The organism is Lachnospira pectinoschiza, from assembly GCF_900103815.1.
GTDB lineage: Bacteria > Bacillota > Clostridia > Lachnospirales > Lachnospiraceae > Lachnospira > Lachnospira pectinoschiza_B.
Map to the genome: position 1 here is coordinate 392,124 of NZ_FNHZ01000002.1, position 19,801 is coordinate 411,924.

Here is a 19,801-nt window from a genome sequence, read left to right on the forward strand (position 1 = left end):
AACAGTTAAGATTTTTAAAATAAATCGTACCTTACTAGTTTTTTAGTACTAGATACTTTAATTTGGTACTATTTTATAAAATATATCTAATTCTAAAGTCTTATTTATGCAATTTACACCAGATATAATATCTATCTTCATAGAAAATGTATTTCGTTAGAAAAGATGTCAGTAAATAGGCAATAAAAAAACTTGGTGGGTTTTTCCTGCCCACCAAGTTCTCAGGTTTCATTAGGATTCTTTCCTGTCCCCGTTAAAACCTTTATGAATATCTTGTGCAAAATCTTAGCATTGCCATGGTTTTTCCTGCCATATCCCCCAATACATTATCTCACCCAAGTATATCCTAAATTATTAATTCTTAGATAAGATCCCCTATTCCTATCTAAAAACATTCCCAAAACATTGTTTTGGTAATTTCCAACAAAATCATTATACATTATGATTATCTTTTATGCAAGATGTATATTTTTTAACAATCTTTAGAGTTTTTAGACTCCTTTAGCTCATCCGCTGCTGTCTCTTTACTAGCTGCTGCATCTTCACTAGCTTCTAGATTTTCTAAAGAATCCTTATCTGGATATTCAAAAATATATCTCTCATAACCATTAATCACAGTGGTATCCTGATTAAGCTGCATCTCTGGCTTAAAGTTTAGCATATAGTTTTTGTGCACATGGCCGTGAACAAAGAACTTAGGCTTGTATTTTGCAATAATGTCATTAAAGACCTCAAAGCCCACATGGACATGGTCTGGCCCATCATTAATACCTTTAGCTGGCGAATGAGTAAGCAAGATATCAATGCCCTTATTTTTCTTAATAGAGAGCCAAACCTTATTAACCCTGCTCTTCATCTGCATCTGAGTGTATTGATTATCGCCCTTTTTGTATCTAATAGAGCCACCAAGGCCAAGAATTCTAATGCCCTTATAGACATAGACCTTGTTCTCTATGCAAATACAGCCATCTGGCGGCGTCTCCTTATAGCAATCATCATGATTACCCCTAACATAAAGGATTGGCACCTTAGCAAAGGTTGCAAGGAAGGATAGATACTTTGGATCAAGGTCTCCTGCGGATAGTATTAAGTCAATACCCTCTAATTTTTCTTTTTTAAAATAATCCCATAAATATTCTGACTCAACATCAGCAAGTACAAGTATCTTCATTTACTCTCCTTTTTTCTTTAAAAATTTCTCTTTAAGCTTAGCGGATAATTTAGCCTCTGTAGTCTTATCAAGCTTAAAGATACCCTGACTTGCCACCATGCGCTTAGCGCTATCATTAAGGGAATCTAAATCCGGAAAACTAGCAACAACATTATCAAGTAAATAATCCATGGTAATAATCTGCTCAGGATTAAGCACCTGACCCTCTTTATTACGCACATTTCCCTCCTGATCAATTAATTCACCTTCGAAAATGTTAAATTTACCCTCTATTATTTCCTGCATAATTAAGTTCACAAGTCTCTTAGTTGTAGCAGGAATTGAGTTAGACTCAATAATTTCAATAACTCCAGCAGAAAGACCCCAAAGATAGTTAAGCGCCTTAACACTACCATCCTCTTCCGCCTCTCTATCCCAAGAGCCACTTAAAATGCTTTGAATCAATTTTTCATAAAATACACCCCAATGCCATACAGTCATGGCAAAGTGAGTATTATAGCCTTCTGTATCACCATTACAATAAAGACCGAAGTTTCTCTTACCCTTCATAGGGGTAATCATATCCTGGTCAGAAATGCAATGAACTCCGTTAGCGGCAAAATTTGCCTCTACATCATTGTCCTTAATTCCGCTCCATTCCACATAAACCTTAACTCTTGGATTAACCATCTTAGCGCCAAGAGCGAAGGCATTGATATTAGCTGTCACACCAAAAATTGGGCAATTAGCCACATAGCCAATTCGACCACTAGCTGCCATAGAACCAGCAATAATACCACTTAAGAACTTAGCCTCATACATTCTTGCATAGTAAGTTCTAATGTACTTATGTGGTATCTTTAAAGAACAGTTAAGAATCTTAACCTTAGGGTTTGCAATAGCCACCTTTAGGGAAGCCATAGTCATGGATGGTGATGTAACAAAGATGATATTGACGCCATTTTTAATAAGCTTTTTCATCTCTTTCTCATCATCGATTTCCGGAATGACGTTTTTGGCAACCACTGTCTCTATCTGGTCTCCAAAGACCTCTTCAATATACTGTCTACCAAGCTCATGAGAGTAAACCCAGTCTGACTTTTCAGGGCTATTCTCATAAATAAAGCCAATCTTTAACTTCTTAGTCTGCTGGCTTGGGAATGGTAGTAAATAGCTTAAAATGTTCTTTTTACGTGTATCTGTTGGGTCAAGCTTAAAATCCACTTCGCTGTTATCATCAAGAAGTTCAAACTCTGCCCAAGTCTTTGCCACATTGCGCGACATTTCCATAGGTAGCATATTCACTACGTTCTTATAGCCGTGAATATGTACGAATCGTAAAAATGAATCGCCAATAGGGAAGTCAAACTTATCCCCGCCTCTTTCTAAATAGGCATTCTTAAAATTAAGATAGGCAGAGCACATATCACGCTTATCTTCATCATTTGCAAAGTCGCCCTTCTTAATTCCTGCAAGGCTCATAAGGGAAGTAAAGCTTCCTTCCTTACTAAAGTAAATATCATTAATCTTAGTGGCCTTATAAAAGTCCATAAATTCGTAGTAAATACGCACATTTACATTGTTAGGGTCATACTTTGGAATCTTTCTTGTAACCTTAGCGTTAATAGTTACTGCCCCAAAATACTTTAAAACCGAAACTCTTTTATTGCCCTCTAAGACATAAAATTTATTCATGTATTCGTAAACTTTAATAGGCTCTCTAATGCCTTCATTTACCTGGCTGTCTGAAAGAGATGCCCACTTAGCTGCAAATTCTGTTCCCCAATCAAGTAAAGGCATAAAATTGTCAGCAAAAGCATTGGTTCTACCCTTAGTACATGTACCAACTACGAGACTTAGAGGGATTTGATCCTCCCCTAAATTAACTTCTCTCTCAATAGTACTTTCATCTAAGAAGTCTTCAAGAACTGGTAAATAAGGTGATTTACCTCTGTTCATACATGCATTATAGGCTCTTTTTCCTGATTTAAGCGCTGTCTGATAATCCTGAACTGACATAAAATTCGCCTCCTTAATTTCAATCTAACTAGTAGAAATTTTCAGTATTAGTATATCATAGCTAAACCTTCGTAGTCACTACATTTTCAGTAAAAAAGCCCCACCCAAAGGACTAAATCCAATGGATGGGACTCTTTTAGTTACAAGCTAAAATCTGTATTACTTAGGGCAAAAGTTTTGAGTTTGCAATCTGAGCTATATGTTGTAGAAGAAGAAAGATTAATTGACTCGGGTATGTCCTCTTCCTTCACATCCTTCCTTTGATGTTTCTTAGCAACATATTCTTTCTTGCGCTCCTCTTCGCTTTTATCCTTCATCTTTGGTGTAATCTGAATTGTTGTAACTGCTTCAACCGCTAATAAATCGATAACTCCGTTTATCATAAATATCCCTCCTTGGAAAAAGAAAAGCGGTAAACTAACTATCTTCTATTTTCTATATCGGAATATTTACTTATAACTTTATACTTTAATCTTATTATTTAAAAATAAATTTCAAAGGGAGCACTAAACACTAAACCAAAAATTAATTCTTCTTAACTCTTCCGTGGAGAAGTGGTGAGATTGGCTTATAAATAAGCATGGTAATTACTACTGAAATCATGCCCTTAACAAAGGTAAATGGCACGTTAAATACAAGCAAGCATTCAAATAAATTATCCACTGAAGGAATGATTGCCTTATAAGCTGCAATAATTGTATCCATAGGCATAAAGTTTGTGTAGAATGGGTACACAATAAAATAATTTGTTACAAGGCTAAATACTGCCATTGCACAAGCACCAACTGTAGCACCAATAATTGCTGCTGACTTTGATTTCTTAAACTTATATACGCATCCTGCTACACCTACAAAACAAGCACCAAGTAAGAAGTTAGATAACTCTCCAACAAAACCTGATGAGGAATCAAGAAGGTGTAAAAGGTTCTTAATAAGTTCAATTAAAATACCAGCAATTGGGCCATAGGCAAATGCACCAATAAGGGCTGGTAAATCTGATAAATCAAGCTTAATAAAGCTTGGAATTAAAACTGGTATTGGGAATTCAAAAAACATAAGAATAAATGCAATGCATGAAAGCATACCAACACCTGCTAGCTTTACAACATCTACTCTCTTTTTAGACTGACTATCCATCTATATAATTTCCTTTCTCCTAAAAAATGTGTGTAAAAGATAGCATGCTTTTAAAGACAAACGTACATAAGAAAAATCTTAAAAAGCATTATAATTACTATCTTTCATATCATTTTAATATGACACAATCTAATTGTGCAACTATTATTTTTTATTTTAGCGATAAATTTTTTCATTATAGTCGTAAAACGGCTGTTTATCTACAGCCTGCAAATTTTTTATCTACATCCTGCAAGATAAGCGCAGCCATACATGCCTGCATCATTAAGGAGCTTTGCCTGCATAATATTAGTATATTTTGATGGATGGAAAACGTACTTCTTGTAGCTTTCTCTTATCTTATCAATAAAGTAATCGCCGGCTTTTGAAACACCACCACCGATTACAAATACCTCAGGATCAATCATGCCAGCGGCAATTGCAAGACCCCTTCCAAGATAATCTGTTACATAATCAACTATCATTATACTTAAAAGGTCGCCCTTTTTAGCCTCATCAAATACATCCTTAGCTGTTAAATTCTCGATTCTTTTAAGGGTAGAGTTATTTCCCTTTTCTGCTAACATTTTCTTAGCAACCCTTACAATTCCTGTAGCAGAAGCCACAATTTCAAGACAGTCCTTCTTACCACAATTACACTCCCCCATGTCCTCTGTAACTATTGGCAAATGTCCAATCTCACAGGCAGCACCATTAAAGCCGTTAACAGGCTTGCCATCTATAATTATGCCACCGCCAACGCCAGTACCAACTGTTATAAAGACCATACTTGAAAACTCCTTAGCGCTTCCAAGCCAGTATTCACCAAGGGCTGCCATGTTGGCATCATTTCCAACACGGGTTTTAATGTGAAGTAAATTTTCAAATTCCTCTACAACATTAAAGACACCCCAACCTAAGTTGATACACTTATTAACTACGCCGTTATCAAGGACAGAACCAGGAACTCCAAGGCCAATAGCCTCAATCTCCTCATCCTTAATTCCAAGGTTTTTGTTGTTCTTTCTAATATATTTTGTAATATCCTCTAAGATATATTTGCCATTATCTTCTTTGCGAGTCGTAATTTCATCTTTAGTTATAATCTGTCCGCCAGACTTAATAAGCCCGCATTTAATAGTTGTTCCACCAATGTCAATCCCGTAATAGTACATATTATCCCCCTTATTCCTTTCCTATGTCTAAAATTTTTAAAGCCATATGTAGCACGCAGGCCTCCTTAAAGCTTCTAGGATTATAGCCTGTTTGACTAGCTATTCTATTAAGCTTATATTGCAAGGTATTCTTATGCATAAAAAGCTTGTCACAAGTAGATTTAAGAGACATATTTTCATCAAAATAAGCCTTTAAAATCTCGATATCTTCCTTTGATAAATTACACATTGTCTTTTGTAAAAATGTCTTCTTAGCATCGTCTGTAGCACTTGATAGCAAAATTTCTACATCCAAATCTGAGAAAAGTGCCACCTTACCCTCTTCTACAACGCAGGTAAGAGCTAGGTTTGCAAGTCTATAAGAATCGCACTGACGAGTAAGGATTCTTGCATCCCCCACGCCAATCTTTAAGATCTTACTGTTTCGCTTAGCCAAGTTATTAATAAGAAAAGACTTCTTATCAAGCTCCTTCTCACTAATAATAAGCACATACTCATTAGGATAGTTGAAGGTGTAGATGCTGTTATTTAGATGTCCAATTGTTTCAAAAATGTCTGACTCAATCATAGATAAATTCACAGGATTATATCTATTGCTTACCTTAATAACCACAGTGACGTAATTGTCCTCGAAATTATTAATGCCAGCAAGGGATAGGACCTGCTTCATAAAGTTTCTATTGATATTGTCTTCATTAATAAGAGAATAAACCACATAGTTAATCTGGGCCTTCTTATCATGATTACTAAGTTCTAGCTCATGCTCTCTTACTAAAAGCAAGGTGATTCTTTGGGCAAAATATGCATACTTAGTTACCTCATCAGGTTCCCCGGTAATTCCAATAACCGCAATGGTTTCCCCGTTATGAATGATGGGCATATTAATACCTTTTTTAATTCCCTGCAACTTATTATCTTCATGTACAATCATAGTTTCGCCGCTTATAGCCGCATTTTTACCTGCCTCATGGTAAGAACCTATTCTTGAAGGATCAGTACTAGCACTAATTGTACCATCCACCTTAATAAAATTAATATCATGTTCGCAAATAGATTTAATAGCGTCTACAATCTGGCTTGCTAACTGCTCTCTAATTTCTATTTTCATATAATACCTCTCACGAGTTTTGTTACATATAACAATAATAACATAAGAGCTGTAAAAATTAAATGTCATATCTAACATATAAAAAGAATATTTCAAATGATATTATTGTCATAAGCTTGTCAATCAACAAAGCTTTTCACTATATATCGAAAAAGCAAAAGCTCTTCCTGCTTTTGCTTTTTTAAAAAGAAAGGAACTTTTTATGAAACTACTTTTTGCTTCTGATTCATTTAAAGGTACTTTATCAAGTGCTCAAACAATCAAGCTACTTGGTCAGGCTGCTAATGAAGTATTTGAGAACGTGGAATACTCTGGTGTTGCTGTAGCAGATGGCGGAGAAGGTACAACTGATTCTGTCATTGAAGCAATGAACGGAGAAAAGATTTACCTTGATGTTCATGATCCCTTAATGAACACGGTAAAAGCGTACTATGGTAAGTTTTCAGAAACACAGGCTGTTATTGAAATGGCTGCTGCATCTGGTTTACCATTAGTCCCAACAAATTTAAGAAATCCCCTTAACACCACTACTTACGGTACTGGTGAAATGATCAAGGATGCTCTTGATCGTGGCTTTACAGACATTTCTATCGCAATCGGTGGTAGCGCAACGAACGACGGTGGTATTGGATGTGCAAAAGCCCTTGGCGTAAAATTCTTAGATAAAGATGGTAACGAACTCGAAGGTTTTGGTCGTGATTTAGATAAAATCGTTACTATTGATGCCTCTCAGATTGATCCAAGAATTAAGGACGCTAAAATCACAGTTATGTGTGATGTAACAAATCCTCTTTGTGGAGAGAATGGAGCCACATATACATTTGGTCCACAGAAAGGTGCAACAAAAGAAATACTCCCTATCCTAGAAGAGGGTATGAAAAACTATCGAGATATCATTAAGAGAAATTATAATGTCGATCCTGACGCCATAGCCGGCGCTGGTGCAGCCGGAGGACTCGGTATTGCTCTTAAGGTATTTGTAAACGGAGAGATGAAGTCAGGAATCGAAACAGTTCTTGATTTGATTAAATTTGATGACCGTCTTGACGGCGTAGATCTTGTTATTACAGGTGAAGGTCGTACAGACTGGCAGAGTTGCTTTGGTAAGGTTATGCAGGGTGTAGGCAAACGTGCTAAAGCAAAGAATATCCCAGCCATCGGTCTTAGCGGTAGCTTAGGTAAAGATGCCGATAAGATTTTTGACTACGGAATTGAGTCAATTATGACTACGGTTGACGCTCCTATGGAACTTGAAGAAGCTCTCACTCGTGCAGAAGAGCTTTATTATAAGGGCGCAATCAGAATGTTTAGATTCATCAAAGCAGGTATGAGTATTTCTAAGTAATTAAAAGGTTCTTAACTTTTTTGCTAGTTTAATACCCCATCCTACATTTACATTTATAATTGTTTAGGAGGTTTTAATATGACTTACGATTTTAACACAATTGGCGCACTTATCGGTCTCGTCATCGCAATCATATTAATTATTAAGAAAGTTCATCCAGCATACAGCCTTATTTTAGGTGCTTTAGTTGGTGGTTTACTCGGTGGTGGTGGTTTAACTACTACTGTTAGTACAATGGTAAATGGTGCATCAAGTATGATGTCATCAGTGCTTAGAATTATGACATCAGGTATTTTAGCTGGTGCATTAATTAAGACAGGCTCAGCACAAAAAATTGCAGAAACAATCGTAGATAAGTTAGGTCAGAAACGTGCTATTGCAGCCGTTAGTATTGCTACTATGATTATTTGTGCAGTTGGTGTATTTATTGATATATCAGTTATAACAGTTGCCCCTATCGCATTAGCCATTGGTAAGAAGGCAAACATTTCCAAGGAATCCCTTCTTCTTGCCATGATAGGTGGTGGTAAGGCAGGTAATATAATATCTCCAAACCCTAATACAATCGCAGCAAGCGAGGCATTTAATGTTGACTTAACATCATTAATGCTTAAAAATTTAATTCCTGCCCTATGCGCACTTGTTGTAACAATTATTCTTGCAACTCTTCTTTCAAAGAAGAAGAACGGTCTTATGGTTGAAGCAAGTGATATTGAGGTAAATGACACAAAGTTACCAAACTTCTTTACAGCAATTATCGGACCTTTAGTAGTAATTGTATTACTTGCTTTAAGACCACTTGCAGATATTACAATTGATCCATTAATAGCACTTCCTATTGGTGGTTTAGTTTGTATTTTAGTTACTAGAAACTTTAAGGACACAATTTCAATTACAGAATTTGGTTTATCAAAGGTTGTAGGCGTGTCAATCCTCTTAATTGGTACAGGTACAATTGCTGGTATCGTTAAGGCATCAGCGCTTCAGTACGACGTAATCAATGCTCTTGAAGCATTAAGCATGCCTGCATTTATCCTTGCTCCATTATCTGGTATTCTTATGGCTGCTGCTACTGCTTCAACAACAGCAGGTGCTACAATTGCTGCTCAGACATTTGCACCTACATTAATTGCAGAAGGTGTTCCTTGCCTTGCAGCTGCAGCCATGATACATGCAGGAGCAACAGTTGTTGATTCATTACCACACGGTTCATTCTTCCATGCAACTGGTGGTTCAGTATCAATGTCAATTAAGGCTAGAATGAGCTTAATTCCTTATGAAGCTTTAGTTGGTTTAACAAGTACAATAGTCGCAGTGATTATGTACTTAATCTAATTTTTCAGTTAATTTTAACTGACACATTTTGTTTTCTCTTTAATATAGCTTAATAAAGCATAAATAAACTCCCCATAAAGGTACCAAAAACCAAACTACTTAACCTTTATGGGGAGATTTTTTATAGTTTTGAAAATGTATCTCTTAGGCTAATTTAAAGCCTAATCTTTAAAAACGATCTACAATGTAAACTTTGCAACCTGTCCCTTTAACTCACCTGCTGTTTCAGCAAGACTTGCACTGGCCTTAACAATTTCCTGGGCTGTGGCAGCCTGCTCTTGTGACGCAGCGGATACATTACTTGTTTCATCAACAACTGTCTGTGACATTTCCTGAATCTCATCAATAGATGTGGCAAGCTGTCTTGTTCTATCTGATAAGTCTTCTACAATATCATTCATCTGCTCTGTAGCTGATGAAATATCTGATACCATGCCTACAATATTATTAAAGGTCTGACCTGAACTACTAACAATCTTAGTTCCATCCTCAACAATTTCAAGACCTTCACGCATTGAGCTAACAGCCTTATCTGACTTAGTCTGAATTGTAGTAATAAGATTTGTAATTCTGCTAGCTGCATCATTTGATTCATCCGCTAACTTTCTAATTTCATCTGCAACAACTGCAAAGCCCTTACCAGCTTCACCAGCACGAGCAGCCTCAATAGAAGCATTTAAAGAAAGCAAGTTAGTCTGTTCAGCAATTTCTGAAATTGTAACTACAATAGAACCAATTGTCTGTAACTGATCCCCAAGACCAGATACAACAGTAGATGTATTACTTACAGCAGATTCGATTTCACCCATACGCTTCATAGCAAGATTAATCTCCTTGCTACCCTCATCTGCCTTAGAATTTGTCTCACCAATTAACTCATCAAATCTAGTAAGAGTATCCTTAAAGTCATTCATATTCGTCTTAAATGCATTTGCCATATCACCAGCACTTGTTACGTCATCCATCTGTCTAGAACAACTAGCAGCCACGTTAGTACATGACTCAGCAACCATCATAGAAGCCTCTGCCGACTGATCTGATGATGCATTAAGCTCTTCTGATGCCGATGCCACAAAGTCTGCAGAATCCGCGATCTTTATAAATAGCTCACGAAGCTTTGACTGTAAATCCTCACAGGCCTCATTCATAACGCCAAGCTCAGTCTTTGAAAATGCTGTCTTTGTATTCTCTTCATCACTAACAGAGAAGTCTCCGCTAGCCATTTTATGAAGCTTAGCAGTAATCTTTTTAATTGGATTAGCCATCTTAGAGCCAAAGATAAAGCCAACCGCAGAAAATACAAGAATAATAATCACTGTAGCAAATATAAGCTTATTAAGTGTAACCTTTAGAGCTTTATCTGCTGTAGCTGTATATTCTGCAACTTCTTCATCTATAGAATCAATGTAAACACCAGTTCCTATTACCCAGTCATAAGGCTCAAAATACATTGAGTAGTTTCTCTTTGGAAGAGCCTCACCACCACCAGATTTTGGGAACATTAAATCAGTAAAGCCACCACCATTTAAAGCTTGCTTAATTATTTCCTGAATATAATAGGTTCCATTAGAATCCACAGCATTGTATCTGTTGGTTCCTTCAGTGTCACGGCCAAGTAAAACTACATTATCACCGCTTGATGTATCTACAAAGAAATAACCCTCGCCATTATTGTAGCGTAATTCACGAAGAATATTTGCTGCAACTGACTTAGCTTCTTCCTCTGAAAATGCACCATTTTGCTGATCTGCATAAATAATATCTAGAATACTCACAGCCTCTTCTGTTAAATATTGAAGCTGGTTCTCCACGTTTTTCTCAAGCTGCTCACGATAACTTTCCTGTTCTTCTTTGTTGGTATTAATGATATTTACCATTGAAATCAAAAGTACTACCACACTTGTTAAGATAACAACTGAAACCACAAAAAGAATAATAATGCCTTTAATAGAGTTTAATCCCTTATTCTTTGATAAGTCCATATGCATACCTCCTATATTTAATTATCACGGTCGATATAGTTGTATTTTATCATAATTTAGACATTAATCCAAATATTAAAATTTTTGTTTTATAGGAGATAATTTTTCAGAAAATGTACTTAAATAGGGATTTAAGAATGGCCCGCCTAAATTAAAGAAAGGTATGTTAGTAACTTGGCGTCTAAGATACATTTCCTTAACTTAAGCGGGTCATCCCTGTGCTTGAAAGATTTATGTAAAGTATGTCCTTATTATTAGATTACTAGGCTATGCAAGCCTCAAGTTCCTTTTGGATTTCTTCTCTATTATAGTCAAGACCAATGAATACAATCTGGTTTAGTCTATCACCGTATTCCTCATCCCAGTCTTCTAAGACTTCAGGATAAAGGTCAAATACCTGCTGCTTCTCTTCTTTACTAAATGCGTCAACCCAGTTTGAATACTCCATAACAGAAGCATTGCGACCAGCGCTCTCAACTAACTGAACGTGAGTTGGATCATCCTCAAACCAGATGTAACCCTTTGATCTAATAATTTCATGAGGAAAATTCTGCTCTAAAAAGCCCATGAACTTTTCTCTAACAAAAGGTCGTTTTTCTTCAAAAACAAAGGAGTCGATGCCGTATTCATCCTGCTCACTTTTCTTACCCTCTACACTCTCCTTAAGAGCTCTTTGAATTGCAGAAGAATTCATAGCCTTATCATAATCAAAGCTTGCTCCATTAAGGATTCTATCGTAATTTACCTTAGCAAAAATACTCTCAATAATCTCTGCCTCAGGCTGTAACTTCTTAATTAGATTCTTAACCTCAAGCAAGGCCTCAGAACTAACTAAGTCGCATTTATTCAAAACGATACAGTTACAAAATTCAATCTGGTCCATAACTAGATTTATAATGTCAGGGTCATCCTCAGTGTTATCATCATCTAGATCAACGTTGTCATCAATGCGAAGTTTGAGGTTTGAAGATGTTTCCTTGTTGGCCTCTGTCTTGTCGCTGTTGCTTGTGAGACTTTCGGCCTCTGTCTCATTTTCATTAAGATGCTCCTGAATGTCAAAGAGGAATTCCTTATTAATTCTGTCTGCATCCACAAGAGTGATGATTCTTGAAAGGAAGAAATTGGCCTTCTTGTTAGTCTCCTCGTAAGCAAGGAAAGACTGAGCGATATTAGCAGGCTCACTGATTCCAGAAGCTTCAACAAAGATAGCGTCAATGTTCTTAATCTTTGCAAGGTTCTCAATCTCCACCATAAACTCATCGCGAAGTGTACAGCAAATGCAACCGTTACTAAGTTCAATCATCTTTGTGTCCATTTTTTTCATAGTCTCGTTCTTAATAAGCTTAGCGTCGATGTTGACCTTGCCCATATCGTTAACAACCAAGGCGATTTTTCTATTCTCGAAGGCAAGTAAGTTGTTTAAAAATGTAGTCTTGCCGGAACCTAAATAACCAGTAATTAACACTACTGGTATCCTTTTCTTACTAAATAAACTCATTACTTTGTCTCCTTGTGAATAGTGTACTTCTTAAGTCGTGGACAATACTTTCTTACTTCCATTCGCTCTGGATGAAGTCTTTTATTCTTTGTTGTTGTGTAATTTCTGTCGCCACACTCTGTGCAGGCAAGTGTGATCTTTATACGCTGTGATGCCATAATATCCTCCTATATGATAGCCGTTATTAGATAAATTCTATTAATTTACAAATTTGCAAGTCATTTGCAATTTGCAATTCAATTGCATATTATAGCACCATGAAAAATGTTGTCAATAACTTTTGCGAATTATTTGCATTTTTATTTAAGGATTAAAACTCTACTTTAAAGTCCTTTTCCCCTTCCACTAAATCCAATCTTTCCTTAGACATGGAGTAAATTCGAATAATTCTATCGGTTCTTAACTCCTCCACAAACTGATCAATTGTCTCTTCTGGTCCTTGAACCTCTAGACTAACAGAGCCGTCATATTCATTTTTTACAAAGCCAGTTAATTTGTATGCCTGGGCTAAAAGGCTGGCCTTATATCTAAATCCCACACTTTGTACTCTTCCTGTAAAAAAATAATAATATCTGACCATCTCGTCCATAAAAACTCCCCCTAGTAAATTTTTTTCAACTCTATAATCAGTCCAAAAATATACAATTTTCTATGTATACATATAGGAATTTATTTAATTCACATCACTATATTTATACTAGCATTTTTATAAATATTTGTATATATTGTAATAATTATTTTTTGTAAAAATGTATCACTAGAGGGAAAAACTGGCGCCAGTTAGTGTTTATCCGTATATAAATCTGGCGCCAAGGCTTATAAGTTATTATAAATCTATCCTAAACGGACTTTACCTTGCTAGATTTCTGCCCATCTTCTGCTATCTGTCCTTCTGTCTCTCTTAGCAACTTTGCTGCCGCCACTAAGTTTCTTAAGCTCTCAACGGTCTCCTTCTCGCCTCTTGTCTTAAGGCCGCAGTCAGGGTTCACCCAAAGCTTCTTACTATCAAGCTTAGATAACATTTTCTTTAAAGCATTAAAAATCTCGTCAGTAGATGGCACACGAGGGCTGTGAATGTCGTAAACTCCAGGGCCAACGGCAGTCTTAAAGTTGTTCTTTCGTAGGGCATCCAAAATCACAAGATCAGAACGAGAAGCCTCAAAGCTAATAACGTCCGCATCCATGGCATCAATGGCAGGAATGATGTCATTAAACTCGCTATAGCACATGTGAGTGTGAATCTGAGTTTCCGGCTTCACGCCACTAGTCACAAGCCTAAAGCTCTTAATTGCCCAATCAAGATACTCGCTGTACCAATCGGATTTACGAAGTGGAAGCTTTTCACGAAGGGCCGCCTCATCAATCTGAATAATCTTAAGCCCCGCCGCCTCAAGGTCTAAAACCTCGTCACGAATAGCTAGGGCAAGCTGATTAGTCATCTCCTCCTTTGTAATGTCTTCGCGAGGGAAAGACCAGTTAAGAATAGTCACAGGACCTGTAAGCATACCCTTTACCTCTCTATTAGTGAGGGAATTTGAGTAGCTTGACCAATCCACAGTGATAGCCTCTTTTCTGCTTACGTCACCCCAGATAATTGGTGGCTTCACGCAGCGGCTACCATAGGACTGAACCCATGCATTTTTTGTGAAAATGTATCCATCTAGGTGCTCACCAAAATACTCCACCATGTCGTTTCTTTCAAACTCACCATGGACAAGTACGTCTAGGTCTAATTCTTCCTGAAGTTTTATGCAGTCCTTAATCTTTTCCTTGATGAAATTCTTGTAGGTCTCTTCGTTTATAAGGCCCTGTCTGTAAAGCTTTCTATTCTCTCTAACCTCCTTAGTCTGTGGGAAAGAACCAATAGTTGTAGTTGGAAAATCCGGTAAGTTAAGGACTTCTCTTTGAATCTTAGCACGCTCATTAAACTCAGGAAGTCTAGTAAAATCCTCTTCCTTAATGTTTGCTAGACGTTCCTTAACCTTAGGATTTACGCTGTTTACGCGGCCATTAAATAGACTTTGATTGTAAACGAAGATGTCCTTTTTATTCAAAACAGAGTTTAGATTAGTAAGGGCTAAATCTAAATCAGCATTCTCTTTAAGCACTAATTCTGAAAGATTCTTTAGCTCGGCTAACTCCTTTAGCTTCTCATAAGCAAAGGCAAAATGTCTCTTATATTCAAAAGCTAAATCTGTTTCTGATTCAAGTGTCAAAGGTACATGAAGCAATGAACAGCTTGTGTTAATTACAATTTTGGCCTCTGTAATTTTATGTAAATTAGTGATTAGTTCTAGGCTTGTTTTGTAATTATTCTTCCAGATATTCTTGCCATTTACGATACCAGCAAAGAGTGTCTTATTCTTTGGGAAACCATAGTTTTTAACATAGTCAAAAGTCTTAACCCCCTCAACAAAATCAAGGCCGTAGGCATCAAAATCATACTTTAATAAATCCACATAGATATCTCTCACATCTCCAAAATATGTTTGTAGAAGCACCTTTAACTTATCCTTGTTAGCTAAAAGTCTAGTGTAAATATTTTCAAAAAGATCTTTATCTTCTGATGTTAGGTCAGCCACAAGGGCAGGCTCTTCAAGGGAAAGGTAGCTAATGTCCTGGCTCTTTAACTCCTCAATTAAATCAAGATATGCCTTAAGCACTGGCTCGTAAAAGCTTTCAAGCCCCTTCTCTCCTGTAAATCTAACTAACTTAAAAAATGTATATGGGCCAATAAGGTTAAACTTTGGTGTGATTCCAAGACTATTTGCAAATTGAATCTCCTCAAGATACTTTTCGCTATCAAGACTAATGCAGGTATCATCCTCGATTTCAGCCACGATATAGTGGTAATTTGTGTTAAACCACTTCTTCATAGCAAGGGCCTTAACGCTTCTCGTCTCGTCCTCAAAGCCTCTAGCCATAGCAAAGTAAGTGTCCATTTTATTCAAAGATAATTTCTTATATCTTTCTGGGATAATGTTAAAGCTAAAAGCTAAATCAAGGAAATTATCGTAAAAAGAGAAATCATTTACGGAAATGTAATCAATTCCTGTCTCTTTTTGACAAAGGAGATTTTCTTTTCTAATCTCTTTTGCTGTGATAATTAACTCCTCTTTTGAGATTTCCTTTCTGAAATATTTTTCTGTTGCAAATTTCAACTCTCTATTCTTTCCGATTCTTGGAAAGCCAATAACTGCGCTATTCATAACTAACTCCTTTATAAATTTACTTACTAGCCTAATTACTAGTGTTTTAAAGCTTTGCAAATCTTTATTATAATTGGAGTATAGTATCTAAAAAGCTTTAGGTAAAATACAAAAAAGAAAGGGTTTGTCATAAAATTAATTTATGACAAACCCTTTTATAAGGTGTTATATCTATTTCTTATTATAAAATATAAGTTTTAATTATTAGAGATTATTTTTAAGTTTGAGATACATTTTCAGAGGACTAATCTTAAGCATCCTTAGAATGTCTCTCACCGATCTGGAAATCATTGGCATGCTCAAACATGTACTGAACTGTCATAGCATCAGAACCTGTAAGCTTCTTGAAGTCGTCTGTGAATGTGTCCATCTTGCCCTCGCGGATAGCCTGAGCAAATGTAACCATACCGTCAGATGAGAATGGAGCCTCAGAATCCTTCTTAAATACGCCATCTGTAGTTCTTGGAACGCCCATAGCGTCGAATACCTGGTAGTTCTCCTCATCAGTAAGTTCCTTGTATGTAATTGAATTTCCTGTAACCTTGTTACCGATTTCAATAAATTCAGTGATAGTCATAAGTTCTGGACCGTTGATATCAAGTGTTGCACGAGTATACTCATCGCCTCTAAATAAAGCGTAAGCCACTGCCTTAGCACAGTCCTTTCTTGAGATGTAAGCCATCTTACCATCGCCCTGGCTGTTCTTTAAAACACCATCACCATGAACATATGTGAAATAGTTAGTAATCATAGCTTCTGCATACTGAGAATTTCTTAGGAAAATGTAATCAAGTCCCACTTCCTTAACGTAATTTTCAGTGAAGATATGATCCTTCTTTTCAACAGATGGATTTGTCTCATCACCAGCATTTACAAGGGATGTGTAAACAATCTGCTTAACGCCAGCTGCCTTAGCTGCATCTACTACATTTTTCTGAGCATTCTGTCTCTTAACACCAACGAATGGCATTGAGATAAGTGCAAGTCTATCAGCACCCTTAAAAGCTTCCTCTAGACCTTCGTAGTTGTTGAAGTTAGCCTGACGAGTTTCAACGCCCTGCTCTGCGAAAACCTTTAAAGCCTCTTCGCTGTAACCAACAAAGATTAAATCTTCTTTCTTAGCAAGACCAAGTAAAATTCTTGCTGCCTCTGAACCTAAATTTCCGTCTACACCTGTTAATAATAACTTTGCCATAAAAAACCTCCTAAAAATACAACTTAAATTAACTATTTGCTTATTTAATGAGTTCATTAATTATGTTCATTAATTGCGTTCATTAATTTTGTTTGTTAATTCTTTAACATTATGATAGTTAATTTTTTATCAAATGTCCAATTAGAAAAATTTATAGGGTATAACAGAAGCTTATGAGGCTTAAATAAGTTCAAGAAAGGCCTTTAAAGTCTGGTTTTTGTTCTCCTTTAAATAACAAGCTGCGATGCAGTATTTATGGCTACTGCCCTCGATTGGAATCATCTTTATAGAATCTCCAAAGTCAGATAGACTCTGGCTTTCCGGTGCAAATCCAATAAACCCATCTGTGATAATTGAAAACATCTCCGACTCAATATCATCCACAGTCTTCTCTATAATTGGCTTAAAGCCATCTTCCTTCACTCTCTCAAGCATCTTATCATAAAGATTTCCAATAACCTCTTTGCTTAGCATAATTAGCGGGTATTTGTAGAGTTCTTCGGTTGTGATTACATTTTTATCAAACAAATCATGGCCCTTTCCCACCACAGCCATGTAGCGGCCTTCTTTTAGAACCTTAAATTTCGTGTGCTTATTCTCAATAAATTCCGTTGAAAAAGAAACCACCAAATCGCAGAGTTCCTTTGAAATGTACTCATCCGCCTCTTTTAAGGTGATGCGATTTAGCTTAAGTTCCGCATCTGGATAGCTTTCCTTAAATCTAGAAACAATAGGAAGCAGAGCCTGAATGTCCACCGGTGAAGAGTAGGCAATACGAAGAGCTGGCATGCTTTCGGTCTTGATTCGGTCCATTCGCTCAAGCATGTACTCGTACTGTTTATATAAAATCTTGCTCTCCTCATAGAGGCTTGTGCCAGCAGCTGTGGGCTTTATAGGAGTTTGGCTTCTATCAAAAAGTGAAAGACCAAACTGCTTTTCAAGGGAGCTGATAAACTGGCTTAAGGCCGCTTGGGATATGAAATTTTTCTTAGCTGTCTCGGTAAAATTTTTACACTCGTACAAATCGATGTAATACTTTAACTTATCTATATGCATAAAATCACCTTCCATCGTATTTCCATTGTACTCGTCCACTCTTTTGTTAGTCAATGGAGAATTTTCCTGGGGTAACTAATTCTCGGTGATTTCTATTTCACAACTTTTCGAAGAAAATTGTATGAACTTTTTTATGAATCCCCAATAAGGAATCGAAAATCTCTGAAAAAATAAAGAAAGGAACGAATTTTCAGAGAATCTTCGTTCCGTGAACTACTCCGACTTAATACTTCGTATTTGAAGTCGGAGCTTCTTGCTTCAACCACCACTGCGTAGGCTATCCTATTGGATAACGAACGTCTTACACAGTGTCCACAAGCGTATAAGTTCGGCTAGTTCCTAGCCTACTATAAGATTTATCAGAGTTTAGGCTACTTCAAGCAATCTAAGCCCTTCATTTTTTATGTTTATAGCTGCATTTAGGTCACGGTCCATTGTAAGCCCACAATTACACTTATAGATTCTTTCTTGAAGTGTAAGTTTTTTACGAGAACCACAACAGCTACAAAGTTGTGATGATGGATACCACTTATCTATTTTGATAAAGTATTTACCTCTATCATTTAGTTTATACTCAAGCATAGATAAAAACATTCCATATCCATTATCTAAAGTAGCTTTACCGTTACCAAAGCCCTTATTTGACATGCTTTTCATATTTAGAGATTCTACACATACTATATCATACTGATTGGCTATCTCAGTAGATTTCTTGTGTAGATTATCTAATCTTTGATTTGAGATATGTCTATGAATTTTGTTTACTTTCTTTAATTGCTTTAGATAGTTATTGGATTTAGTTTGGTTCTTCTTAGAACCAACTTTGCGAGAAAGTTTACGTTGTTCTTTAGCAAGCTTTTTATGATTTTCTCGATAGTATTTATGATTAGAACCTATATTCCCATCACTATCCATATATAAACCATCAGATTTATAATCTAATCCAATTACATTATCTGATTTAGTTACCTTAGTAATAATTCTGTCAAATTCAAAGAGAATAGAAATATAAAAACTACCATCTCTTTCTTTAGACACAGTAGCTGATTTAATGATCCAGTCTTCCTCTGGAAATCTGTGAATTACAGCTTTTACCTTACCAATCTTAGGAAGCTTGATATATTTATTCTCTATGATAGCAACAGTACCTTTTTGATTATTAGTGGTATAGCTATTTCTAGCTTTACGAGATTTGAATTTTGGGAAGCCATTTTTCTTTTTACGTTTTTTATCAAAGAAACTCTTGTAGGCTTTCTGTAAATTCATTTGTACATTGGCAAGAGCTAGACTGTCTACTTCCCTAAGATAATGGTAATCGTTTTTATATTTGGCAGGTGTCACAGTGGGGAATTTGCCCGTAGCTTTGTAGCCGTCAATCTTATCAGAAAGCATAAGATTCCAGACCTTACGACAACAGCCGAAGGTCTTAGCAAACATAACTTCTTGTTCAGTTGTAGGATATACTCTGTACTTAATTGCCTTATTTGCCATCTTTCTTTCCTTGTGCTTGAATGTATTGTTTAATAATATCTACAGTAACACCGTCTGAGTAATACGATAGATTTATACTTATATTATACAATCAAATTACAAAGTAGTCAAACAAATGTTCT

At 36.3% G+C, this 19,801-nt stretch carries 16 protein-coding genes; 2 read left to right on the forward strand and 14 right to left on the reverse strand.

What is annotated here, in order from left to right; genetic code table 11:
* Positions 1 to 472 precede the first annotated feature (472 nt).
* The 6 genes from BLQ66_RS05785 to BLQ66_RS05810 all read right to left on the reverse strand — a co-directional run bounded on the left by BLQ66_RS05785 (position 473) and on the right by BLQ66_RS05810 (position 6,568).
* Positions 473 to 1,171, reverse strand: a complete 699-nt coding sequence (locus BLQ66_RS05785) for a metallophosphoesterase family protein (RefSeq protein ID WP_083330279.1) — start codon at positions 1,169 to 1,171, stop codon at positions 473 to 475.
* Entirely contained in the window at positions 1,172 to 3,169 is a 1,998-nt protein-coding gene (locus BLQ66_RS05790) for a BMP family ABC transporter substrate-binding protein (protein ID WP_074521343.1), read from the reverse strand.
* Positions 3,170 to 3,309: 140 nt separating this feature from the next.
* Entirely contained in the window at positions 3,310 to 3,552 is a 243-nt protein-coding gene (locus BLQ66_RS05795; RefSeq protein WP_074521344.1) for a hypothetical protein, read from the reverse strand.
* A gap of 142 nt (positions 3,553 to 3,694) precedes the next feature.
* Complete coding sequence (locus BLQ66_RS05800) at positions 3,695 to 4,306, reverse strand: ECF transporter S component (protein ID WP_074521345.1); 612 nt, start codon at positions 4,304 to 4,306, stop codon at positions 3,695 to 3,697.
* A gap of 218 nt (positions 4,307 to 4,524) precedes the next feature.
* Complete coding sequence (locus BLQ66_RS05805) at positions 4,525 to 5,460, reverse strand: ROK family protein (RefSeq protein WP_074521346.1); 936 nt, start codon at positions 5,458 to 5,460, stop codon at positions 4,525 to 4,527.
* Between the two features lie 10 nt (positions 5,461 to 5,470).
* Positions 5,471 to 6,568, reverse strand: coding sequence for a CdaR family transcriptional regulator (locus BLQ66_RS05810; RefSeq protein ID WP_074521347.1), 1,098 nt, complete (start codon positions 6,566 to 6,568; stop codon positions 5,471 to 5,473).
* 202 nt (positions 6,569 to 6,770) lie between these two features.
* On the opposite strand from BLQ66_RS05810, the gene BLQ66_RS05815 reads away from it, so the two are divergent.
* Together BLQ66_RS05815 and BLQ66_RS05820 are read left to right on the forward strand one after the other, a co-directional pair.
* Positions 6,771 to 7,913, forward strand: a complete 1,143-nt coding sequence (locus BLQ66_RS05815; RefSeq protein ID WP_027430556.1) for a glycerate kinase family protein — start codon at positions 6,771 to 6,773, stop codon at positions 7,911 to 7,913.
* A gap of 78 nt (positions 7,914 to 7,991) precedes the next feature.
* A complete protein-coding gene (locus BLQ66_RS05820; RefSeq protein WP_074521348.1) occupies positions 7,992 to 9,248 on the forward strand; it encodes a GntP family permease in 1,257 nt (418 codons plus the stop codon).
* A 179-nt stretch (positions 9,249 to 9,427) separates the two neighbouring features.
* Here the strand turns inward: BLQ66_RS05820 and BLQ66_RS05825 are convergent, their stop codons facing one another.
* From BLQ66_RS05825 to BLQ66_RS05860, 8 genes are all read right to left on the reverse strand, one after another.
* Positions 9,428 to 11,230, reverse strand: coding sequence for a methyl-accepting chemotaxis protein (locus BLQ66_RS05825; protein WP_074521349.1), 1,803 nt, complete (start codon positions 11,228 to 11,230; stop codon positions 9,428 to 9,430).
* A 262-nt stretch (positions 11,231 to 11,492) separates the two neighbouring features.
* Entirely contained in the window at positions 11,493 to 12,728 is a 1,236-nt protein-coding gene (locus BLQ66_RS05830; protein WP_074521350.1) for a CobW family GTP-binding protein, read from the reverse strand.
* Entirely contained in the window at positions 12,728 to 12,886 is a 159-nt protein-coding gene (gene rpmG / locus BLQ66_RS05835; RefSeq protein ID WP_074521351.1) for a 50S ribosomal protein L33, read from the reverse strand. Before rpmG ends, BLQ66_RS05830 begins: the two co-directional genes overlap by 1 nt.
* Before the next feature lie 152 nt (positions 12,887 to 13,038).
* Positions 13,039 to 13,317: an acylphosphatase gene (locus BLQ66_RS05840; protein WP_207645135.1), complete on the reverse strand. Its 279-nt coding sequence runs from the start codon at positions 13,315 to 13,317 to the stop codon at positions 13,039 to 13,041.
* A 250-nt stretch (positions 13,318 to 13,567) separates the two neighbouring features.
* On the reverse strand, positions 13,568 to 15,937 hold the full coding sequence (metE, locus tag BLQ66_RS05845; protein ID WP_074521352.1) for a 5-methyltetrahydropteroyltriglutamate--homocysteine S-methyltransferase: 2,370 nt from the start codon (positions 15,935 to 15,937) through the stop codon (positions 13,568 to 13,570).
* A 250-nt stretch (positions 15,938 to 16,187) separates the two neighbouring features.
* On the reverse strand, positions 16,188 to 17,132 hold the full coding sequence (locus tag BLQ66_RS05850; RefSeq protein WP_074521353.1) for an NmrA family NAD(P)-binding protein: 945 nt from the start codon (positions 17,130 to 17,132) through the stop codon (positions 16,188 to 16,190).
* A 180-nt stretch (positions 17,133 to 17,312) separates the two neighbouring features.
* Entirely contained in the window at positions 17,313 to 18,188 is an 876-nt protein-coding gene (locus tag BLQ66_RS05855; RefSeq protein ID WP_074521354.1) for a LysR family transcriptional regulator, read from the reverse strand.
* A 366-nt stretch (positions 18,189 to 18,554) separates the two neighbouring features.
* Positions 18,555 to 19,679: an RNA-guided endonuclease InsQ/TnpB family protein gene (locus tag BLQ66_RS05860; RefSeq protein ID WP_074521355.1), complete on the reverse strand. Its 1,125-nt coding sequence runs from the start codon at positions 19,677 to 19,679 to the stop codon at positions 18,555 to 18,557.
* Positions 19,680 to 19,801: the final 122 nt, after the last annotated feature.